This window comes from uncultured Brevundimonas sp. (assembly GCF_937863155.1).
Taxonomy (GTDB): Bacteria; Pseudomonadota; Alphaproteobacteria; order Caulobacterales; family Caulobacteraceae; genus Brevundimonas.
The window spans coordinates 67,928-88,446 of record NZ_CALMFB010000070.1; the positions used below are offsets into that span (position 1 = coordinate 67,928).

Annotated in this window: 16 protein-coding genes; 13 read left to right on the forward strand and 3 right to left on the reverse strand. The window is 67.3% G+C overall.

Annotation, left to right across the window (positions count from 1 at the left end):
• Positions 1-24: 24 nt before the first annotated feature.
• On the reverse strand, positions 25-1,833 hold the full coding sequence (lepA, locus tag Q0581_RS12325; RefSeq protein ID WP_298700684.1) for a translation elongation factor 4: 1,809 nt from the start codon (positions 1,831-1,833) through the stop codon (positions 25-27).
• A gap of 217 nt (positions 1,834-2,050) precedes the next feature.
• Here lepA and Q0581_RS12330 point away from each other — a divergent pair, with 217 nt between their 5' ends.
• Together Q0581_RS12330 and Q0581_RS12335 are read left to right on the forward strand one after the other, a co-directional pair.
• Positions 2,051-3,172 (forward strand): efflux RND transporter periplasmic adaptor subunit, encoded by a 1,122-nt coding sequence (locus Q0581_RS12330; RefSeq protein ID WP_298700685.1) that lies wholly within the window; start codon positions 2,051-2,053, stop codon positions 3,170-3,172.
• 9 nt (positions 3,173-3,181) lie between these two features.
• Positions 3,182-6,376 (forward strand): efflux RND transporter permease subunit, encoded by a 3,195-nt coding sequence (locus Q0581_RS12335; RefSeq protein ID WP_298700687.1) that lies wholly within the window; start codon positions 3,182-3,184, stop codon positions 6,374-6,376.
• Positions 6,377-6,746: 370 nt separating this feature from the next.
• On the opposite strand, the gene Q0581_RS12340 is transcribed toward Q0581_RS12335, so the two are convergent.
• Positions 6,747-9,344 (reverse strand): TonB-dependent receptor, encoded by a 2,598-nt coding sequence (locus tag Q0581_RS12340; RefSeq protein ID WP_298700689.1) that lies wholly within the window; start codon positions 9,342-9,344, stop codon positions 6,747-6,749.
• A gap of 239 nt (positions 9,345-9,583) precedes the next feature.
• On the reverse strand, positions 9,584-10,789 hold the full coding sequence (gene nhaA / locus Q0581_RS12345) for a Na+/H+ antiporter NhaA (RefSeq protein WP_298700691.1): 1,206 nt from the start codon (positions 10,787-10,789) through the stop codon (positions 9,584-9,586).
• Between the two features lie 197 nt (positions 10,790-10,986).
• Between nhaA and Q0581_RS12350 the strand changes: the two genes are divergently transcribed.
• From Q0581_RS12350 to Q0581_RS12400, 11 genes are all read left to right on the forward strand, one after another.
• Positions 10,987-12,390 (forward strand): protein adenylyltransferase SelO family protein, encoded by a 1,404-nt coding sequence (locus tag Q0581_RS12350; protein WP_298700692.1) that lies wholly within the window; start codon positions 10,987-10,989, stop codon positions 12,388-12,390.
• Positions 12,391-12,523: 133 nt separating this feature from the next.
• The gene (locus Q0581_RS12355; RefSeq protein ID WP_298700695.1) at positions 12,524-12,955 is read left to right on the forward strand and encodes a DoxX family protein; all 432 of its coding nucleotides are present in this window, start codon (positions 12,524-12,526) and stop codon (positions 12,953-12,955) included.
• 58 nt (positions 12,956-13,013) lie between these two features.
• On the forward strand, positions 13,014-13,496 hold the full coding sequence (locus tag Q0581_RS12360; protein ID WP_298700697.1) for a MerR family DNA-binding transcriptional regulator: 483 nt from the start codon (positions 13,014-13,016) through the stop codon (positions 13,494-13,496).
• 2 nt (positions 13,497-13,498) lie between these two features.
• Entirely contained in the window at positions 13,499-15,283 is a 1,785-nt protein-coding gene (locus Q0581_RS12365) for an acyl-CoA dehydrogenase C-terminal domain-containing protein (RefSeq protein WP_298700699.1), read from the forward strand.
• A 7-nt stretch (positions 15,284-15,290) separates the two neighbouring features.
• Positions 15,291-15,641, forward strand: a complete 351-nt coding sequence (locus Q0581_RS12370) for a hypothetical protein (protein ID WP_298700701.1) — start codon at positions 15,291-15,293, stop codon at positions 15,639-15,641.
• Complete coding sequence (locus Q0581_RS12375; protein WP_298700702.1) at positions 15,638-16,801, forward strand: acyl-CoA dehydrogenase family protein; 1,164 nt, start codon at positions 15,638-15,640, stop codon at positions 16,799-16,801. The genes Q0581_RS12370 and Q0581_RS12375 overlap by 4 nt, the downstream gene beginning before the upstream one ends.
• Before the next feature lie 47 nt (positions 16,802-16,848).
• A complete protein-coding gene (locus Q0581_RS12380) occupies positions 16,849-17,094 on the forward strand; it encodes a type II toxin-antitoxin system prevent-host-death family antitoxin (protein WP_298700704.1) in 246 nt (81 codons plus the stop codon).
• Positions 17,091-17,351, forward strand: coding sequence for a Txe/YoeB family addiction module toxin (locus Q0581_RS12385; RefSeq protein WP_298700706.1), 261 nt, complete (start codon positions 17,091-17,093; stop codon positions 17,349-17,351). Before Q0581_RS12380 ends, Q0581_RS12385 begins: the two co-directional genes overlap by 4 nt.
• Positions 17,348-18,193: a 16S rRNA (uracil(1498)-N(3))-methyltransferase gene (locus Q0581_RS12390; RefSeq protein WP_298700707.1), complete on the forward strand. Its 846-nt coding sequence runs from the start codon at positions 17,348-17,350 to the stop codon at positions 18,191-18,193. The genes Q0581_RS12385 and Q0581_RS12390 overlap by 4 nt, the downstream gene beginning before the upstream one ends.
• A gap of 50 nt (positions 18,194-18,243) precedes the next feature.
• Positions 18,244-19,602, forward strand: a complete 1,359-nt coding sequence (locus tag Q0581_RS12395; protein WP_298700709.1) for a glutamate--cysteine ligase — start codon at positions 18,244-18,246, stop codon at positions 19,600-19,602.
• Between the two features lie 57 nt (positions 19,603-19,659).
• The gene (locus Q0581_RS12400) at positions 19,660-20,463 is read left to right on the forward strand and encodes a DUF1295 domain-containing protein (RefSeq protein WP_298700711.1); all 804 of its coding nucleotides are present in this window, start codon (positions 19,660-19,662) and stop codon (positions 20,461-20,463) included.
• The last annotated feature ends 56 nt before the right edge of the window (positions 20,464-20,519 follow it).

The window sequence follows — 20,519 nt, forward strand, 5'->3', positions numbered from 1 at the left end:
CGGGGCGCCGCCGGATAGGCCGGATCAGTCCTCGTCCATCTTGAGGGCGGCGATGAAGGCTTCCTGCGGGATTTCGACCTTGCCGAACTGCCGCATCCGCTTCTTGCCTTCCTTCTGCTTCTCCAGCAGCTTCTTCTTGCGGGTGGCGTCGCCGCCATAGCATTTGGACGTCACGTCCTTGCGCAGGGCGCGCACCGTCTCGCGGGCGATGATCTTGCCGCCGATCGCCGCCTGGATCGGGATCTGGAACAGGTGCGGCGGGATCAGCTCCTTCATCTTCTCGACCATGCCGCGCCCGCGCGTCTCGGCGCGGCTGCGGTGCACAAGCATCGACAGGGCGTCCACCGGCTCGGCGTTGACCAGGATGTTCATCTTGACCAGATCGCCGGCGCGATAATCGGCCAGTTCATAGTCGAAGCTGGCGTAGCCCTTCGAGATCGACTTCAGCCGGTCGTAGAAGTCGAACACCACCTCGTTCAGCGGCAGGTCATAGACGACCATGGCGCGCGTCCCGACCCAGGTCAGCTCCTTCTGCTCGCCCCGGCGGTCCTGGCACAGCTTGATGACCCCGCCCAGATATTCCTCCGGCGTCAGGATGGTGGCCTTGATCCAGGGTTCGCTGATCTCGATGATCTGCATCACGTCCGGCAGATCGGCCGGGTTGTGCAGGTCGATGTGGCTGCCGTCGCGCAGTTCCAGCTTATAGACCACTGAGGGCGCCGTCGCGATCAGGTCCAGATTGAACTCGCGGCTGAGACGCTCCTGGATGATCTCCAGGTGCAGCAGCCCCAGGAAGCCGCAGCGGAAGCCGAAGCCCAGGGCGGCCGAGCTTTCCATCTCATAGGTGAAGCTGGCGTCGTTCAGCCGCAGCCGGGCGATGGCGGCGCGCAGGTCTTCGAAATCGGCCGCGTCCACCGGAAACAGGCCGCAGAAGACCACCGACTGGACCTCCTTGAAGCCCTTCAGAGGCTCGGCGGTCGGCTTCTTCTCGTCGGTGATGGTGTCGCCGACGGCGGCGTGGGCGACCTCCTTGATCTGGGCGGTGATGAAGCCGACCTCGCCCGGCCCCAGGCTCTCGACCGGGGTGTTCTTGGGCAGGAAGACGCCGACCCGGTCGACCAGGTGGGTCGAACCGTTCTGCATGAATTTGACCCGCTGGCCGGCCCGCAGCGTCCCGTCGAACACTCGCACCAGCAGCACCACGCCCAGATACGGGTCGTACCAGGCGTCGACCAGCATGGCCTTCAGCGGCGCATCCACATCCCCCTTGGGCGCCGGCAGCCGGGTGACGATGGCCTCCAGCACATCCTCGATGCCGATGCCGGACTTGGCGCTGCATTCCACGGCGTCGGAGGCGTCCAGGCCGATGACCTCCTCGATCTGGGCCTTGACCCGTTCCGGCTCGGCGGCGGGCAGGTCGATCTTGTTCAGGACCGGCACGATCTCGTGGTTGTTGTCGATGGCCTGATAGACATTGGCCAGGGTCTGGGCCTCGACGCCCTGGGACGCATCCACCACCAGCAGCGAGCCTTCGCACGCCGCCAGCGACCGCGACACCTCATAGGCGAAGTCCACGTGCCCCGGCGTGTCCATCAGGTTCAGGACGTAATCCAGTCCGTCGCGCGCGCGATAGTTCAGGCGCACGGTCTGGGCCTTGATGGTGATGCCGCGCTCTTTCTCGATGTCCATATTGTCCAGGACCTGGGCGCTCATTTCGCGCGCACTCAGGCCGCCGGTGACCTGGATCAGCCGGTCGGACAGGGTGGACTTGCCGTGGTCGATATGGGCCACGACGCTGAAATTGCGGATACGTTCGATCGGAGGCGTAGGCATGGGCGGCGCCTAGCATGTCACGAAGAATTCGCCAATGCGGCGGCCCTGCGACTTGCACGCGACAACCCCGTCATTATCTCGCGCACAACCGCCCAGGACCGTTTGAGAACGGTCCAAGAACAGGCTAAAGGGCGACAGTGATATTTCGGGCGCCCGCGTGGGGCCGCCCCCGTCGCGGTCTCCTCCCCGCTGGCGGTTCTCCAGGGGATGACAGAACGTGGCGATTGCGACCCGGACGGCCCGCACGGGCCTGATGATGGCGGGCCTGTTGGCCCTGGCCGCCTGCGGCGGCGGCGACAAGAAGGATGAAAAGGCCACGGCGCCGTCTCGCCAGTCGGTGACGGCCGCGACCGTGGCCCTGGTCAATCTGCCGCGCACGGTCACCGCCTCGGGCAGCGTCTCGGCCTGGGAAGAGGTGCCGGTGGCCGCCGAGACCGGCGGGCTTCAGGCCGTGGCGGTCCATGTCGACGAAGGCGCCTACGTCCGGCAGGGCCAGATCCTGGTCAAGCTGAACGACGCCCTGCTGCGCGCCCAGCTGCGCCAACAGGACGCCAGCGTCACCGCCGCCGAGGCCAACGCCGCGCGCGAAGACGCCGACCTGGCCCGCGCCCGCGAGCTTAAGGAACGCGGCTTCCTGTCCCAGGCGTCGTTGGACATGGCCATCGCCGAGCAGCGCTCGGCCGAGGCCCAGCTGGCGTCGGCCCGCGCCGCCCGCGCCGAGACGGCCACGCGCCTGGACCAGACCAATCTGCGCGCGCCGGTTTCAGGCCGCATCATCAGCCGCAGCGTGACACGCGGCCAGATCGTCCAGCCGGGCGCCGAACTGTTCCGCATGGTCCGCGAGGGCCGTCTGGAGCTGGACGCCCAGGTGCCCGAGGCCGAGCTGCCGCTGGTGCGCGCCGGCCAGACGGCCGCCGTCGCCTCGGACCAGGCCGGAACCACCACCGGCAGCGTCCGCATCGTGACGCCCGAGGTCGATCCCCAGACCCGCCTGGGCGTGGCGCGCATCTCGTTGTCGCCGTCCAGCGGCCTGCGCTCGGGCATGTTCGCCAGGGCCACCATCGCCGTTGGCGACCAGCCGGCCCTGACCGTGCCGTCGGCCGCCATCGTCTTCCGCGAAGGCAAGGCCGGCGCCTATGTGATCGGCCAGAACGGCGCGGTGCGCTTCACCCCGGTTCAGACCGGCGCCCGCAGCGGCGACAATGTCGCGGTCACTCAGGGCCTGGAGGCCGGTCAGCAGGTGGTGGTGCGCGGCGCGGGCTTCCTGGGCGACGGCGATCTGGTCAGCATCAGCCGCCCCGGCGCCCCGGCGACGGCGCCCGCCCCGGCCGCCAAATAGGGCGCGGCCATGAACCACAACAATATCTCACGCTGGGCGATCAAGAACCCGATCCCGGTCGTCCTGATGTTCATCGTGCTGACGATCGCGGGGATCGGCAGCTACTTCAACCTGCGCACCAACAACTTCCCCGACGTGGATCTGCCCATCGTGGCGGTCACCGTGATTCAGGCGGGGGCCGCCCCGACCGAGCTGGAGACCCAGGTCACCCGTCTGGTCGAGGATTCCGTCGCCGGCCTGGGCCAGGTGCGGCACATCACCTCCACCGTCAACGAAGGCGCCTCGACCACCCTGGTCGAGTTCCAGCTGGGCGTGGACCTGGAGAAGGCCACCAACGACGTGCGCAACGCCGTCAGCCGCATCCGCCAGGACCTGCCGGCCGACGTGCTGGAGCCCATCGTCCAGCGGATCGAGTTCACCTCCATCCCCTTCGCCAACTATGTCGTCAGCGCGCCGGGCATGAGCCCGGAGGAACTGAGCTGGTTCATCGACAATACGGTCGCCAAACGCCTGCTGTCGGTGAAGGGCGTAGGCCAGGTCAGCCGCGACGGCGGCGTCAGCCGCGAGGTCCGCATCAAGCTGGACCCCGCCAAGCTGGAATCCTTCGGCGTCACCGCCGCCGCCGTGTCGAACCAGCTGCGGGCCCAGAACATCAACCTGCCCGGCGGTCGCGGTCAGATCGGCGGCGAGGAACAGGCCATCCGCACCGTCGGTTCGGCCCAGTCGGTCGATCAACTGCGCGAGACCCTGATCCCCGTCGGCGCCCGCTCGGTGCGCCTGGGCGACCTGGGCGAGGTGACCGACGAATGGTCCGAGCCGCGCGGCCGCGCCCGCTATGACGGCCAGGAAGTGGTCGGTTTCGCCGTGGCCCGCGCCATCGGCTCGTCGGAAGTCGATGTCTATCACGCCGTCGAAAAGGCGGTTCAGGCCCTGGACGCCGAACGCGACGACGTGACCATCGAGGAAGTCGCCAACACCACGGTCGACGTGGTCAACAATTTCCACGCCTCGGTCGAAGCCCTTCTGCTGGGCGCCCTGCTGGCCGTGGCGGTGGTGTTCGTCTTCCTGCGCGACTGGCGGGCCACCTTCATCGCGGCGGTGGCCATGCCGCTGTCGCTGATCCCTACCTTCTGGATCATGGACCTGACAGGTCAGTCGCTGAACGTGGTGACCCTGCTGGCGCTGTCGCTGACCATCGGCATCCTGGTCGACGACGCCATCGTCGAGATCGAGAACATCGTCCGGCACATCCGCGACGGCAAGGCGCCCTATCCGGCCGCCATGGAGGCCGCCGACGAGATCGGTCTGGCGGTCATGGCCACCACCGCGACCCTGGTGGCGGTGTTCGCCCCCACCGGCTTCATGCCCGGCATCGTGGGGCAGTTCTTCTCCAGCTTCGCCATCGCCACCTGCGTCAGCGTGCTGTTCTCGCTCTTGGTCGCGCGCACCCTAACGCCGCTGATGGGCGCCTATATGCTGAAGCGCGACCAGGGCAAGGAGCACGGCGATCCGCGCTGGATGAAGACCTATCTGGGGTGGCTGGACTGGTGCCTTGGCGATTCCGCTTCGGCCGATCTGAAGCGTGACCGGGCCGAACGGCGCGGCGGCTGGGTGCGGCGCCATCTGTATTTCCGCCTGTTCGACCACCGCATCTGGGTGGTGGGCTTCGGCACGCTGTTCTTCGTCGGCTCGCTGGGCCTGGCCGCCATGCTGCCGGGCGAGTTCATCCCGGCCGAGGACATTTCCCGCTCCAGCCTGAAGGTCCAGCTGCCGCCCGGCGCGACGCTGCAGGAGACGGACGAGACGGTCCAGCGGATCAACCGCGTGCTTCTGGCGCGGCCCGAGGTGAAGTCGGTCTATTCTTCGGTCGGTTCGGCCTCGGTCAGCTTCGGCCCCGGCGGCGGCTCCAGCGCCGGCGAGGTGCGCACGGCCAATCTGACCGTCAATCTGGTTCCCAAGGGCGACCGCCGCCTGGGCCAGCAGGCGTTCGAGCGCGACGTGGGTCGCGAGCTGTCGCGTGAACCGGGCGCCCGCATCCAGTTCGGGGACGCCTCGGGCGGCGGCTCGGGCCTGCTGAACATCGCCCTGGTCAGCGACGAGCCGGAGGCCCTGCAACACGCCTCGGCCCAGCTGGAGCGCGAAATGCGCGCCATCCCGGGCCTGAACAATGTGCAGTCCACCTCATCCCTGGTGCGGCCCGAGATCCTGATCACGCCCAAGGCCGATGTCGCGGCCCTGATGGGCGTCAGCTCGGCCGACATCAGCCAGGTGGCGCGCGTGGCCACCATCGGCGACGCCGATCAGCTGCTGCCCAAATTCAACCTGGGCGACCGCCAGGTGCCGATCCGGGTCATGCTGCGTGAAGACGCCCGCCAGGATCTGGGCGTGCTGGAGACGCTGAAGGTGCCGACCGCCTCGGGCGCCCTGGTGCCCCTGTCGGCGGTGGCCGACATCGGCTTCGGCGCCGGCCCGAACCAGATCGACCGTCTGGACCGGCGCCGCGTGGCCACCATCACCGGCGAGCTGGCCGGCGTGGCCCTCAGCGACGCCACCGCCGCGGTCAACGCCCTGCCGATCATGAAGGACCTGCCCGACGGCGTGGAGCAGCAACTGACCGGCGACGCCGAAAGCAACGCCGAGCTGGGCCAGGGCTTCGCCTTCGCCATCGTGACGGGCATCCTGTTAATGTACGTGGTGCTGGTGCTGCTGTTCGGCAGCTTCTTCCACCCGATCACCATTCTGGCGGCGCTGCCGGTGTCGTTCGGCGGGGCCTTCTTCGCCCTGCTGATCACCGGCAAGTCGCTGTCGATGCCGGCTTTCATCGGCATCATCATGCTGACGGGCATCGCGGCCAAGAACTCCATCCTGCTGGTCGACTACGCCATCATGGCGCTGCGCAACGGCATGAACCGGCATGACGCCCTGGTGGACGCCGCGCACAAGCGGGCGCGGCCGATCATCATGACCACCCTGGCCATGGGTCTGGGCATGTTGCCGATCGCCATGTCCTTCATGCCGGGCACCGAGTTCCGCAGCCCGATGGCCATCGCCGTGATCGGGGGGCTGATCACCTCGACCGCCCTGTCGCTGCTGTTCGTGCCGGTGGTGTTCAGCCTGATCGACGGGGTGAAGGTGCGGCTGGAACGCATCCTGGACCGCAAATTCCGCCACGCCCACGACGCCGGAGAACAAACGGCCGAATAGGGCGCCCGTCCCGCACCGTTGGGGCGACTGGCGTCGAAACCCACGCAGAAGAAGGCCCCGGTTCGCGCCGGGGCCTTTTCTTTTCTTCAGGGGGCGAACCGTTGGCGGAGCAGGAAGCTACGACTGACCGCACCCGCCGCCCTTCAGGCGACAGAGAAGGTTCGCCGTATGGCGCCGCCCGCCCGATGACGATGGGGCGACGTCGCCGAATCCTGTGATCGCAGCCTGTGACTGGCGCCCTGAACAGAGGCCGTCCAGGTCGCGCGAGCACGCGCGGCGCCGGACGCCCCGCAGGCGATGGGATCGCGCCAAAGAAAACCGGCCGGGGCGAACCCCGGCCGGTCTCTTCAGCCCCCGTATGAGGGGGTGATCAGTACTTCAGACGCATGGTCACGCCGAAGGTGCGCGGCTGACCCAGGAAGGCGTTGTAGGTCGTCGTGTCCGCAGCCGGGTTGTAGTAGGTCCCGGCGTACGGGCCCGAGGTCTGCAGGGTCGAGCCGAACGGCGTGCCTTGCAGCGGGCCGTTGAACACCACCTGATAGTATTCCTCGTCCGTCAGGTTCTGGCCCCACAGCTCGACGGTCCAGCGATCATCTTCGCTGCCGATCGAGATGCGACCGTTCAGCAGGGTGAAGGCGTCCTGCATCTTGGCCGGCAGCAGGTCCGAACCGGTGTTGTATTCCGAAGTGTATTTGCCCGACAGGCTGAAGCCCGCGCGCATGCCCTCGCCAATCGACCGGTCGAAATTGATGCCCAGGGTGGTGGTGATCTCCGGGGCGAACGACACCGTGTTGCCCGGCAGCAGGCTGAGCGCCGGGAAGCGCGACGGAACCTGCAGATCGGCGGCGGTGAACTCGCCGTAGGTGCTGTCCGTGTAGGTGAAGCCGCCTTGCAGCGACAGACCTTCAACCGGCGTGAACCACATGAAGTCCATGTCGACGCCGCGGGTGTCCAGCTCAGGAATGCTTTCGACGATGAAGGCGATGCCGGCGAAGGTGTTCAGCTGGAAGTTCTGGAAATTCTGCTGATAGGCGGTGACGTTCAGCAGCAGGGTGCGATCCAGCAGGGTGCTCTTGAAGCCCAGCTCGTAGCTGTCGACCGTTTCCGAGGCGAACGAGGTGTCGTCGACCGGACGCGGGCTGGAGTTGTTGGCCGCACGCGGTTCGGACGACCGCTCCAGGTTGAAGCCGCCCGACTTGAAGCCGCGCGCCGCCGAACCATAGACCATCAGGCTGGGGTTGAAGCGATACTGCAGCGAGACGCGGCCCGAGATGTCGTCGTCCTCGAACTCCTGCGTATAGGTGCGGCCGTCGAAGTCGGGGTTGGTCTGGTTGATGCACAGACCGCCGCCCAGCAGGGCGTTCAGCGGCTGGCCGGGCGCCATGACCGGGTTGGCGCGACCGGCCGCGCAGGGCAGGCCGTTGTTGCCGATGTTGTCCTGCATGGTCAGCAGGGTCTTCTCTTCACGCGTGTAGCGCAGGCCGACCGTCAGCTCCAGCTGCTCGGTCAGACGGAAGCTGTTGTTGGTGAAGACGGCGAACGAGTTCGAGTCCTGCGAATACTGGTCCAGGTAACCGTCGCCGGCGGCATAGAGCGGACCCGCCACGGCCGGAGCGCCGAAGCCGGTGGTGGCGCAGCCGACGTTGGCCGGGAACGGCGCGGTCAGGCAGCGCAGGAAGGTCGAGGCGGCGCCGGGGAAGCCGGCCTGGGACGCACCCAGGGTCGACAGATAGCCGTTCCAGGCCGCCCCGAAGAGGAAGGCGTCGTTCCGCGACAGGTCTTCGGCGCTGTACATGGCGCCGACCAGCCAATCCAGACGGTCGGTCGAACCGGCCAGGCGGACTTCCTGGCTGAACTGCTCCAGCTGGAAGTCGAAGCTGCCGTCCGGCAGGCGATAGAACAGGTCCGCGCCGGTGAAGTCGACGTCGCCGCCATTGACGGTGGACCATTCACGCGCGGCGGTGATCGAGGTCAGGGTGGCGCCGCCGAAGGCTTCCAGGTCGTGGTTGATCTCCAGCGAGATGCCGCGATCCTCGATCTTCTGGCTGGTGCTGCGGTTGGCGCGGGCTTCGCGGCTGAAGGGCTGCGGGCCATAGGGCGGTCCGGCGACGCCGGTCCCGCCGGTCAGGGCGTCGATGATGGCGGCCGTCGGGCCCAGCACCACCGGAACGGCGACGCAGCACCATTCGTCACGCCGCGAATAGTCGGCGATCAGGCGGAACGAGGTGGCGTCGTTGGGCAGCCATAGCAGTTGACCGCGGACGGTCGAGAAATTCTGGTTCTGGTCGTCACGTTCGGTGCGGGGACCAGCGCCGACGTTGACGTTGTAGAAGCCCTCACGCTCGCGGTGGGCGGCGTACAGGCGCATGGCCAGGGTGTCGGTCAGCGGACCGGTGATCGAACCGGCCAGGCCCCACGAACCGTAGTTGCCCCAGCCCAGTTCGCCCTCGAAGCCCGGGGTGAACGACGGCGCTTCGGTGATGACGTTGATGACGCCGGCCGAGGTGTTCTTGCCGAACAGGGTGCCTTGCGGGCCCTTCAGCACTTCGATGCGGCTCATTTCGCCCAGATCGCCGAAGCCGACGCCGTTGCGCGAACGATAGACGCCGTCGATGACCACGCCGACCGAGCTTTCGATGCCCGGGTTGTCGGCCACGGTGCCGACGCCGCGGATCCGGGCGGTGGTCACCGATTCATTGGTGGTCGAGGTGACGATCAGGCCGGGGGTCAGGATCTGCAGATCCTTGATGTCGCGCACGCCGGCGTTGTCCAGCGTCTCGGACGACAGCGACGTGACCACGATCGGCACGTCCTGCAGGTTCTGTTCGCGCTTCTGGGCGGTGACGATGATGTCGTCGACCGTTTGCGTCGGCCCTTCCTGGGCGGCGGCGACCCCGGCGAAGCCGAAGACGACCGCGCCGACGACGGCGGCGGACACGGTGGTGCGAAGGAGATTGGTGCGGCGCATGACGGCTCCCGGCCTCTCGATGGCCCGGCCGTGACGATGACGGCCGGGGCGTTCCTGATCCCTATCCCCCGCCCTGCTTTGGAGCGAGGATTCTGAGCCTTCATGGGTAACGCGAGGCCGAGACTCCGACAAGCAGCGGCAAAGGTCCGGGCGCCGATTTATCCTTGCCGTCGCCCCGACTGTGACACGAAAGCGACAAAATGCGCTGACGCAAGGTCAATATTCGACCCCTGAGCGCCTCAATCCTTCGCCGTTCGCGCGATTTTCTTGCGCGACGCCCGCGACGCAGCGCCCAGAACCAGGGCGCCCCACAGCGCCGACAGCACGGAACCGGCGATCACCCCCAGCTTGACCGCCACCTGCTGGGGCGAATCCACATCGCCGGGCAGGGCCAGGGCGCCGATGAACAGGCTCATGGTGAAACCGACGCCGCACAGGACCGCGACCCCATAGATCTGCATCCAGCTGGCCCCCGTTGGTCGACGGCCGATCTTCAGGGCGGCGGCCAGCCAGACCAGGACCATCACCCCCGCCTGCTTGCCCACGAACAGACCCGCCGCAATGCCGACGACCAGCGGGACCAGCGCCGGGTCCAGCGACAGGCCCGCGAACGACACCCCCGCCTTGGCGAAGGCGAAGATCGGCAGGACCAGATAGGCGACGTAAGGATGCAGGTCGTGCATCGCCTCTTTCAGCGGGCTCTGGCCGTCCTCGGTGCGGGCGCGAACCGGCACGATGGCGGCGAAGGCCACGGCCGTCAGGGAGGTCGACAGGCCCGCCTGCACCGTCAGCCACCACACCGCCGCAAAGCCCGCGACCCAGAAGGGCGCCGGAACCTTTCGCCGCGACGCCATCAGCGCGCCGGCGACCAGCAGGGCCGCAACGCCGGCCAGGGGCGGCCAGGCCACCCCCTCGCTGAACAGCACGGCGATCAGGGCGATGGCCCCCAGGTCGTCGACAATGGCCAGTGTCAGCAGAAACACCCGCAGCGACGCCGGCAAGCCGCGTCCGACCAAGGCGAAGACGGCCAGGGCGAAGGCGATGTCGGTGGCCAGGGGGATGGGCCACCCCTGGTGCGGCCCGCCCGTGGGCAGGACCACGGCCATATAGGCCAGGGCGGGCGCGACCATACCGCCGACGGCGGCCAGCACGGGTGTGGCCAGCTGCTTCGGATCGCTGAGTTCGCCGCGCAGGATTTCGTATTTGATCTCCAGCCCCACCACCAGAAAGAAGACCGCCATCAGGCCTTCCTTGATCCATTCGGCGGTGGTCAGGGTCAGGGCCAGGGGGCCGAACCGGAACGGCAGTTCGGCCTTCAGCCCGGCGAAATAGTCGGCCGCCCACGGCGAGTTGGCGACCAGCAGGGCCAGAAGGGCCGCAAGGCCCAGCACCACGCCGGACCCGGCCTCGGTCTTCAGGAAATCAAGCGTCAGTTTGCGCGCCACGGCGGCCTCCAAAGAGATCAGTTGGGACTGTCGTGACGCCCGGTTACCGACGGGCGTCGGGACCGGATTCGCCCCGTTCGCCAGGACGCCGGCCTGACCGCGCAAGGCGGCCCGATCTCTGCGGTCGATGATAAACCCGGACCGATCGGCGGTCAAAACGGCTTGCGGACAGGCGCATCAGGCCGCATCTGCCGCCCATGCCCGTATCGTCCGCCTATCGCCCCGAGCCGCGCTTCTTCGATCTGGGGGGCGAATATGGCGACGCCGTGCGGCCGGCCGATTTTCCCCAGACCATCCTGCGATACCGCAACGACCGGGCGGCCGCCCAGGTGGGGCTGGACACGCTGACGCCTGACGAATGGATCGCCCATTTCGGGCGGTTCGAGCCTCTGCCGGGCCAACCGGGGGCGGTCGCCATGCGCTATCACGGGCATCAGTTCCGCACCTACAACCCCGACCTGGGTGACGGGCGGGGCTTTCTGGCGGCGCAGATGCGCGACTCCTCTGATCGCCTCCTGGACCTGGGCACGAAGGGTTCCGGCCAGACGCCGTGGTCGCGCAAGGCGGACGGGCGGCTGACGCTGAAGGGCGGGGTGCGCGAAATCCTGGCGGCCGAGATGCTGGAGACGCTGAACGTCCCCACCTGCCGCATCCTGAGCCTGATCGAGACGGGCGAGGATCTGGAGCGGGGCGACGAGCCGTCGCCGACCCGATCCGTCGTCATGGTGCGGCTGTCGCACAGCCATGTGCGGTTCGGCACGTTTCAGCGCGCGGCCTATTTTCAGCGGGCGGACCAGATCGAGACCCTGATCGAACACGTCCGCAGCCTGTATCACCCCCAGGTGGCGCCCGGCGATGCGCCCGGCCTGCTGGGCGCCGTGGTCGCCGCCTCGGCCCGGCTGACGGCGCGCTGGATCGCCGCCGGCTTCGTGCACGGGGTGCTGAACACCGACAATCTGAACGTCACGGGCGAGAGCTTCGACTATGGCCCCTGGCGTTTCCTGCCCCATTACGAGCCGGGGTTCACCGCCGCCTATTTCGACCAGTTTGGCCTCTACGCCTTCGCGCGCCAGCCCGAGGCGGTGTTCTGGAACCTGACCCAGTTCGCCGGTTGCCTGAAGCTGGTTGCGGACGCCGGCGCCCTGACCCAGGCGCTGAACGGTTTCGGGGCGGCCTATATCGCCGAACTGCGCGCGGCCTTCCTGATGCGGCTGGGCGTGCGCAGCCTGGGCGAGGCGGCGGATCAGCGGCTGGTGGATGTCAGCCTGGCCCTGCTGCGCGAAGGCGGCGAGGCGATGCGGTGGGAGCCTCTGTTCTTCGACTGGTTCGGAGGCTTCGCCTCGTCCGAGCGCGCGCTGCGCGGCCCGCGCCGCGACCTGTATCAGGGCGAGGCCTTCGACGCCTTCCGCTTCGCCCTGTTCGAACATGAGCCGGACCGGCCCGAGCGGCTGGAACACCCCGTCTTCGCCGCCGCCGAACCCGAGGAGATGCGGATCGACGAGGTGGAAGCCATATGGGCCGCCATCGCCGCCGATGACGACTGGCGGCCGCTGCGCGCCAAGCTGGAGCGGCTGGCGGCCGTGCGCGACGCCCTGGCCTGAAGCCGGCGCCAGCGGCGGCGTCGTCAGGTTCCGACGCTGTCGATCAACTGATGTTACAGCCAAGCTGCGGGCCTTGCCGTAAACCGCAGCGGCCTTAAGTCAACGCTCGCTGACTTAAGGCCTCCTCACACCCATGATCTCTTCCGCCCCGACCCGCACCCACACCCCGGCCCAGCTTCGGCTGTGCGCCACCTATCGCAACCTGGGCCTGTGGACGATGCAGGGTTGGGTGGCGATGTTCTTCATCGCCGCCGGCTACGCCAAGCTGACCGAGCCGATGGCCAATCTGACGGCGCTGATGACCTGGCCCGGCATGGCGGCCGAGGGTCTGGTGCGCGGCCTGGGCGGGGTCGAGATCGCGCTGGCCCTGGGCCTGCTGGCGCCGCTGGCGTCGTGGCGGGTCGGGCGGCCGATTCTGCTGGCGTCGGCCGCGGGCCTGCTGGCGCTTCAGACCGCCATGGCCGGGGTTCATATCCTGGGCGCCGACTGGGGCCTGGCGGCGGTCAATCTGGTGCTGGCGGCCATGACCGGCGCGGTGATGCTGGGCCGACGCGGCGAAGGCTGAGGCTCGCGCCGAAACCTTCCCTTTACGTGCACGTCAAGTTTGGGCTATGCAGGCGGTCATGTCGACCGCCGACGATCATCGCACCTATTCGATCCGGCAGCTGTGCCGCGAATTCGACGCGACCGCCCGCGCCCTGCGTTTTTATGAGGACAAGGGCCTGCTGACGCCTGCGCGCAAGGGGCAGACGCGGGTCTATGACGCGCGCGACCGGGCGCGGCTGAAACTAATCCTGCGGGGCCGCCGCATCGGCTTCACCCTGCAGGAGATCCAGGAGATGCTGGATCTGTATGACCACAAGGACCACAACGCCCATCAGATGGCCGTGGCCCTGCGCCGTCATCGCGCCCAAATCGAGGCCCTGAAACAGCAGCGCCAGGATCTGGACGAGGCCATCACCACCGCCGAAGAAGCCTGTGCGGTGATGGAATCCAAACTGGGCGAACATCGCCCCGACCTGCTGCCGGGCGCCGACGAATACGCCAGCCTGCTGCGCGAACGCCTGAACCCCGACCACTCCCAGCCCTTCAAAGCGAGAGCCTGACCATGGCCTATAAGGCGCCTGTCCGCGACCTGACGTTCATCCTGAACGAGGTGCTGGAGATCGACCGTTTCACCAACCAGCCGGGCTTTCAGGACGTGTCGTCCGAACTGGCCCAGCAGATTCTGGAAGAGGCCGGCCGCTTCGCCGACGAGGTCATCGCCCCGATCAACAATCCGGGCGACAAGGAAGGCTGTCACATCGACGGCAACGTCGTGACCGGTCCGAAGGGCTGGAAGGAAGCCTATCATCAGATGGTCGAGGCCGGCTGGCCTTCGCTGATGATGGACCCGGAATACGGCGGTCAGGGCATGCCCTCGGTGATCGGCTCGGCGGTGGGCCAGTTCACGGCCGGCGCCTCGGCGGCTTTTTCGATGTATCCGGGTCTGACGGCGGGCGCCTGGGCCGGCATCCACGCCAACGCCTCGGATGAGCTGAAGGCGAAATACCTGCCCAAGATGACGACCGGCGAATGGACCGGCACCATGAACCTGACCGAGCCGCAGTGCGGCACCGATCTGGGCATGGTCCGCACCAAGGCGGTTCCGCAGGCCGACGGCAGCTACAGGATCACCGGCCAGAAGATCTGGATCTCGGCGGGCGAGCACGACTTCGCCGACAACATCATCCACACCGTCCTGGCCCGCGTCGAAGGCGCCCCGGCCGGGATCAAGGGTCTGTCGCTGTTCCTGGTGCCCAAATTCCTGGTCAATGAGGACGGGTCGCTGGGCGCGCGCAACGGCGTCGAATGCGCGGGCCTGGAGCACAAGATGGGCATCCACGGCAACGCCACCTGCGTCATGGCCTATGACGACGCCACCGGCTGGCTGATCGGCGAAGAAGGCCGGGGCATGAACAACATGTTCGTGGTCATGAACGAGGCGCGCCTGGGCACGGGTCTGCAAGGCCTGGCCATCGGCACGGCCGCCTATCAGGCCGCGGTCGAGTTCGCCAAGGACCGCCTGCAAGGGCGTTCGCTGACGGGTCCGAAGAACCCCGACGGCCCGGCCGATCCGATCATCGTCCATCCCGACGTGCGTCGCATGCTGCTGGAGGCCCGGGCCTTCGTCGAGGGCGGCCAGGCCTTCATCCTGTGGACCGCGCTTCAGGCCGACCTGGAGAAGTCGGAAGACGAGGCCGTGGCGCAAAAGGCCAAGGACTATATGGGTCTGCTGACCCCGGTGCTGAAAGCCTATCTGACCGACAAGGGCTTCCACGCCGCCAGCCTGGCGATGCAGGTGCACGGCGGCAGTGGCTACACCGAGCATTTCCCGGCGTCGCAGTATCTGCGCGATGCGCGGATCACCATGATCTATGAGGGCACCAACGGCATCCAGGCGCTGGACCTGGTGGGCCGCAAACTGCCCGCCAACGGCGGTCGCGCGATCATGAGCTGGTTCGCCGACATCGACGCCTATGTGGCCGAAAACGGCGCGGCGGACGAGACGATCAAACCCTTCATCGACGGCCTGGCCGACGCCAAGAAGAAGCTTCAGGACGGCACCATGTGGCTGATGCAGAACGGCATGGCCAACCCGGACAACGCCGGCGCCGCCTCGACCGACTATCTGAATATCTTCGGCCTGACCGCCCTGGCCTATTGCTGGGCCCAGATGGCGGCGGCGGCGCAAAAGCAGATCGCGGCCGGCTCGACCGACCCCTTCTACGCCGCCAAGCTGCAGACCGGCCGTTATTTCGTCGAGCGCATCCTGCCCGACGCCGACGCCCATCTGAAGAAGCTGAAGACCGGCGCCGACGTGCTGATGGCCATGCCGGCCGAGGCGTTCTGAGGTGGATTTGACCCGGCCGATGCTGTGGGCGGTCGGCGTTCTCGCCGCAGTCGTAATCGGCATCGTCGGCTGGCTTCGGACACGCTCCGTCAACAAGCATGATCCGCTACAGGATCGCTTGGCGGAGCATTTCAGGCGCTACCTTGAAACCGGTCGCTCAGATGACGAGAAGGCCGCACTCGTGGAAGCGCTTCGTAGCGAACTCAAGCAGCGTCAGACGCCGCGAGACGAATGGCGTTTCCGTCTTTCTTCAGCGCTCAATCTGATCGGACCCACTGACACCCGAACCCGTGCAGAAACCATCAGCAAGGCTCACGATCTGGTGGATGTCATCGAACGCCTCGGAACCTCCTCATGAACGTCCTCAACGTCCCCGAACCCGACTTCATGCGCGAAGAGGAGATCACCCTCTTCTCCGACAGCGTCGGCAAATGGATCGACGAGCACGCCCCGCCCGAAAAGTTCGCCCGGTGGATCGCCGACTCCTCGGTGCCGCGCCAGCTGTGGAACGACGCGGGCGATGCAGGGCTGCTGGGCATCTCCATGCCGGAAGAGGACGGCGGCTTCGGCGGCGACTATCGGCATGAGGTGATGCTGATGCGCCAGCTGGGCTGGAAGGGTGCGGACCATTTCGGCATCAGCCTGCACAACGCCATCGTCATGCCCTACATCTGGCACTACGGCACGGCCGAGCAGAAGGCGCGCTGGCTGCCGCGCCTGCAATCCGGCGAACTGGTCGGCGCCATCGCCATGACCGAGCCGGGCGCCGGGTCCGACCTTCAGGGCGTGCGCACCACCGCCCTGAAGCAGGGCAACCAGTATGTGGTCAACGGCTCCAAGACCTTCATCACCAACGGCCAACTGGCCAATTTCATCATCGTGGTGGCCAAGACCGACCCGGCCGAGGGCGCCAAGGGGGTGTCGCTGGTGGTGGTCGAGACCGATGGCGCCGAAGGCTTCGAACGCGGCCGCAACCTGCACAAGATCGGCATGGAGGCCAACGACACCTCCGAACTGTTCTTCAACGAGGTCAAGGTTCCCGGTGACAACATCATCGGCGGGACCGAGGGCCAGGGCTTCTATCAGCTGATGCAGCAACTGCCTCAGGAACGGCTGAACATCGCGGTTCAGGGCGTCGCCGCCGCCGAGCGCGGGCTGGAGGCCACCATCGCCTACGTCAAGGAGCGTAAGGCGTTCGGCAAGCGGGTCATCGACTTCCAGAACACCCAGTTCAAACTGGCCGAGGTCAAGACCAAACTGACGGTGGCCAAGGTTTTCGTCGACCACTGCATCGAGCGCCACCTGAAGGGCGAACTGGACGCCGCCACCGCCTCCATGGCCAAATACTGGGTCACCGACATCCAGGGCGAGACGATCGACGAGATGCTGCAGCTTTTCGGCGGCTATGGCTACATGAACGAATATCCGATCGCCCAACTGTACAAGGATGCGCGGGTCCAGCGCATCTATGGCGGCACCAACGAGATCATGAAGCTGCTGATCGCGCGGACGCTGTAGCCCTTGAACGAGCGTACGCAAATGCGTACATTTGCAGCATGAACGCCATGTCCGTCACCGAGCTTCGCAAGAATCTGGCCGCCGCCATCGACCGGGTGACGGCGGATCACGACTACACCATCATCACCCGCGAAGGCGGCAAGCCCGCCGCCGTGCTGATGTCGTTGGAAGACTTCGCCTCGTGGCAGGAGACCCAATATCTGCTGCGCAGCCCGGCGAACGCCGAACGGCTGCGCAAGGCGGTGGCGGAACTGGACGCCGGGGGCGGACAGTCGCGTGAGCTGATCGATTGAAGATCACCTTCCAGGACGAAGGCTGGGAGGACTATCTTCACTGGCAGCAGCATGACCGCCAACTGCTCAAGAAGCTGAACACCCTGATCCGGGAATGCCGCCGCACCCCGTTCGCCGGCACGGGCAAACCCGAACCGTTGAAAGGCGAATTCGCAGGCTGGTGGTCACGCCGGATCGACCAGGAACACCGCCTGGTCTATCGCATCACCGACGACGCCCTGCTGATCGCCCAGTGCCGCTATCACTACAGCCGATGATCCGTCTCCACGTCCCTCAGCCCCTGTCTTCCGGCGGCGCCGTCGCGCCGAGCTTGGATCAGTCGCGCTATCTGACCCAGGTCATGCGGTTGAAGGCGGGCGACGCCCTGCTGGTGTTCAACGGCGCGGACGGCGAATGGCGCGCGACCGTGGCCGAGGTGCTGAAGAAGGGCGTCATCCTGCGCGCGGACGAACAGGTTCGGCCTCAGACCGCCGCGCCCGAGGTCGAGCTGCTGATGGCCGTGGTCAAGAAGGCGCCGCTGGAGTTCGCGGTCGAGAAGGCGACGGAGCTGGGCGTGGCCCGCATCCGCCTGGTCCGCACCCGCCGCACCACGACCGAGCATCTGCGCCTGGACCGGCTGGACGCCATCGCCATCGAAAGCGCCGAACAGTGCGGGCGGCTGGACGTGCCGCCGGTGGATGATCCGGTCAAGCTGGACGCCTTGCTGGACCGCTGGGACGGGTCACGCCGTCTGATGTTCTGCGACGAGACGGGCGGCCCCGACGCCGCCGCGACGCTTGCGGCCTTCAATCCTCCCCCATCGGGGGAGGGGGACCCTGCGCAGCAGGGTGGAGGGGGCTCGGAGCCGGAGCGCGCTGCCGCCCCCTCCACCGCTTCGCGGTCCCCCTCCCCCGATGGGGGAGGATTGCCTCAACCCTGGTCCATCCTGATCGGTCCCGAAGGCGGTTTCGCGCCCGAGGAACGCGCGCGGCTGCTGGACCTGCCCCAGGCGGTTCCGGTGTCGCTGGGGCCGCGCATCCTGCGGGCGGACACGGCGGCGGCGGCGGCCCTGACCCTGTGGCAGTCGGCATTGGGCGACTGGACGCAAGGCGCCTCTTGAGCCGGGCCGCGTCCTGACCCATTTAGCGTTCGCAACAGGGGCAGGAACATATGGCCGAGGCGCCGCTTTCCCGGAACGATCTGGTCGAGGCCCTGTCCAGGGGGATCAAGCCCAAGGACCAGTGGCGCATCGGCGCCGAGCACGAGAAGTTCGGCTTTGATCGCCACACCCTGCGCCGCCCCGCCTATGAGGGCGACACCGGCATCAAGGCCATGCTGGCGGGCCTGACCCGCTTCGGCTGGGCCGAGGTGGAGGAAGGCGGCCATGTCATCGCCCTGGAGCGCAAGAACGCCGAGGGGTTCAGCGCCTCCATCAGCCTGGAGCCGGGCGGCCAGTTCGAACTGTCGGGCGCGCCGCTGAAGGACATTCACGACATCTGTTCGGAAACCGGCCAGCACCTGATGGAGGTCAAGCAGGTGGCCGACCAGATCGGCCTGGGCTTCCTGGGCCTGGGGTTCGATCCCATGTGGCGGCGCGACGACATCCCCGTCATGCCCAAGGGCCGCTATGACATCATGCGCGCCTATATGCCCAAGGTCGGGTCGCTGGGCCTGGACATGATGCTGCGCACCTGCACCATCCAGGCCAATCTCGACTTCGACTCCGAAGCCGACATGGTGCTGAAATTCCGCACCAGCCTGGCCCTGCAGCCGATCGCCACCGCCCTGTTCGCCAACAGTCCGTTCACCGAGGGGCGGCCCAACGGCTTCCTTTCGGCCCGCGCCAATGTCTGGACCGACACCGACCCGGACCGCACGGGCATGCTGGATTTCGTCTTCCAGGACGGCTTCGGCTTCGAACGCTATGTCGACTATGCGCTGGATACGCCGATGTATTTCGTCAAGCGCGACGGCCGCTACATCAATGCGGCGGGCCAGTCGTTCCGCGACTTCATGGCCGGCCGTCTTGAGGCCCGCCCTGGCGAGACGGCGCTGAACAAGGACTGGGCCGACCACCTGACCACCCTGTTCCCCGAGGTGCGGCTGAAGTCGTACCTTGAGATGCGCGGCGCCGATGGCGGGCCGTGGAGCCGCATCTGCGCCCTGCCCGCCCTGTGGGCCGGCATCTTCTATGACGCGCCGTCGCTGGCCGCCGCCTGGGATCTTTGCAAGGACTGGGACATCGCCGACCACGAGCGCCTGCGCCGCGACGTCACCCATCTGGGCCTGAAGGCGGAGGTGGCGGGGCGCAGCGTTCAGGACGTGGCCCGCGACATGGTCGCCATCGCCCGCCTGGGGCTTAAGAACCGCGCCCGTTTCAGCGGCGGCATGGTGGACGAGCGCGGCTATCTGTCGGAACTGGAAGACATCGCCGACAGCGGCGTCACCCCGGCCGAACGGCTGCTGGAGCTGTATCACGGCCCGTGGAACGGCGATGTGAAGCGCGCCTATGCGGACTTCGCCTACTGAAGCGGATAAGATGATCCGGCCCTGCATCCCGGACGGGGTCTGGCGCGTATCTGCGGCATGAGCATCACAGACATCGCTGGCCTGCTGGGCCTGAACCTGCTGCTGATCGTCGGGGTGATGACGGCGCTGTGGACCCTGGCAGTGCGGCTGAAGGACGTCAGCTTCATCGATGCGGTCTGGCCCATGGCCATGCTGCTGCTGGCGCTGGCGACCTGGCCGCGGACGGACGGCGACATGGCGCGCAAGGCCCTGTTGCTGACGCTGGTCGCGGTGTGGGCGCTGCGGCTGGGGTGGCATCTGTTGCGGCGCTGGCGGGCGCAAGGGGCGGACGGACGCTATGTCGTCCTGGTCGAACGGATCGAGCAGAAACGGGGCTGGTCCTTTCCGTGCACGGCCCTGGTCTTCGTCTTCCTGCCCCAGGCGGTTCTGGCCTGGCTGACCAGCCTGCCGGTGCAACTGGGTCAGGTGGCGGCCCAGCCGGCGCTGGGCTGGCTGGCCTGGGCCGGGGCGGGGCTGGCGGTCGTGGGCATCGTGTTTGAAAGCCTCGGCGACGCCCAGCTGGCGGCGTTCAAACGCGATCCGGCCAACAGGGGCAAGGTGCTGGATACCGGCCTGTGGCGCTACACCCGCCACCCCAACTATTTCGGCGACGCCTGTGTCTGGTGGGGGCTTTATCTGATCGCGGCCGAGACGGGGCCGGGCCTGTGGTCCATCGCCGGGCCGCTGTTCCTGACCTGGACCCTGACGCGCTGGTCCGGCATCGGCGTGACCGAAAAGGCGATCCACAAATCGAGGCCAGGCTATGCCGACTATGTGAACCGCACCAGCGCCTTCATCCCCTGGCCGCCGAAGCGGGCGTGACCTGATATATAGAGGACCGCCGATCGCCAGCCCGACACCGCGCCGCCGTCTATGAG

Bases quoted from the DNA above. Each gene is read 5' to 3' on its own strand.
- lepA (WP_298700684.1), bottom strand. From the start codon at position 1,833: ATGCCTACGCCTCCGATCGAACGTATCCGCAATTTCAGCGTCGTGGCC.
- Q0581_RS12335 (WP_298700687.1), top strand. From the start codon at position 3,182: ATGAACCACAACAATATCTCACGCTGGGCGATCAAGAACCCGATCCCG.
- Q0581_RS12340 (WP_298700689.1), bottom strand. From the start codon at position 9,344: ATGCGCCGCACCAATCTCCTTCGCACCACCGTGTCCGCCGCCGTCGTC.
- Q0581_RS12350 (WP_298700692.1), top strand. From the start codon at position 10,987: ATGCCCGTATCGTCCGCCTATCGCCCCGAGCCGCGCTTCTTCGATCTG.
- Q0581_RS12355 (WP_298700695.1), top strand. From the start codon at position 12,524: ATGATCTCTTCCGCCCCGACCCGCACCCACACCCCGGCCCAGCTTCGG.
- Q0581_RS12360 (WP_298700697.1), top strand. From the start codon at position 13,014: ATGTCGACCGCCGACGATCATCGCACCTATTCGATCCGGCAGCTGTGC.
- Q0581_RS12365 (WP_298700699.1), top strand. From the start codon at position 13,499: ATGGCCTATAAGGCGCCTGTCCGCGACCTGACGTTCATCCTGAACGAG.
- Q0581_RS12375 (WP_298700702.1), top strand. From the start codon at position 15,638: ATGAACGTCCTCAACGTCCCCGAACCCGACTTCATGCGCGAAGAGGAG.
- Q0581_RS12380 (WP_298700704.1), top strand. From the start codon at position 16,849: ATGTCCGTCACCGAGCTTCGCAAGAATCTGGCCGCCGCCATCGACCGG.
- Q0581_RS12390 (WP_298700707.1), top strand. From the start codon at position 17,348: ATGATCCGTCTCCACGTCCCTCAGCCCCTGTCTTCCGGCGGCGCCGTC.
- Q0581_RS12395 (WP_298700709.1), top strand. From the start codon at position 18,244: ATGGCCGAGGCGCCGCTTTCCCGGAACGATCTGGTCGAGGCCCTGTCC.
- Q0581_RS12400 (WP_298700711.1), top strand. From the start codon at position 19,660: ATGAGCATCACAGACATCGCTGGCCTGCTGGGCCTGAACCTGCTGCTG.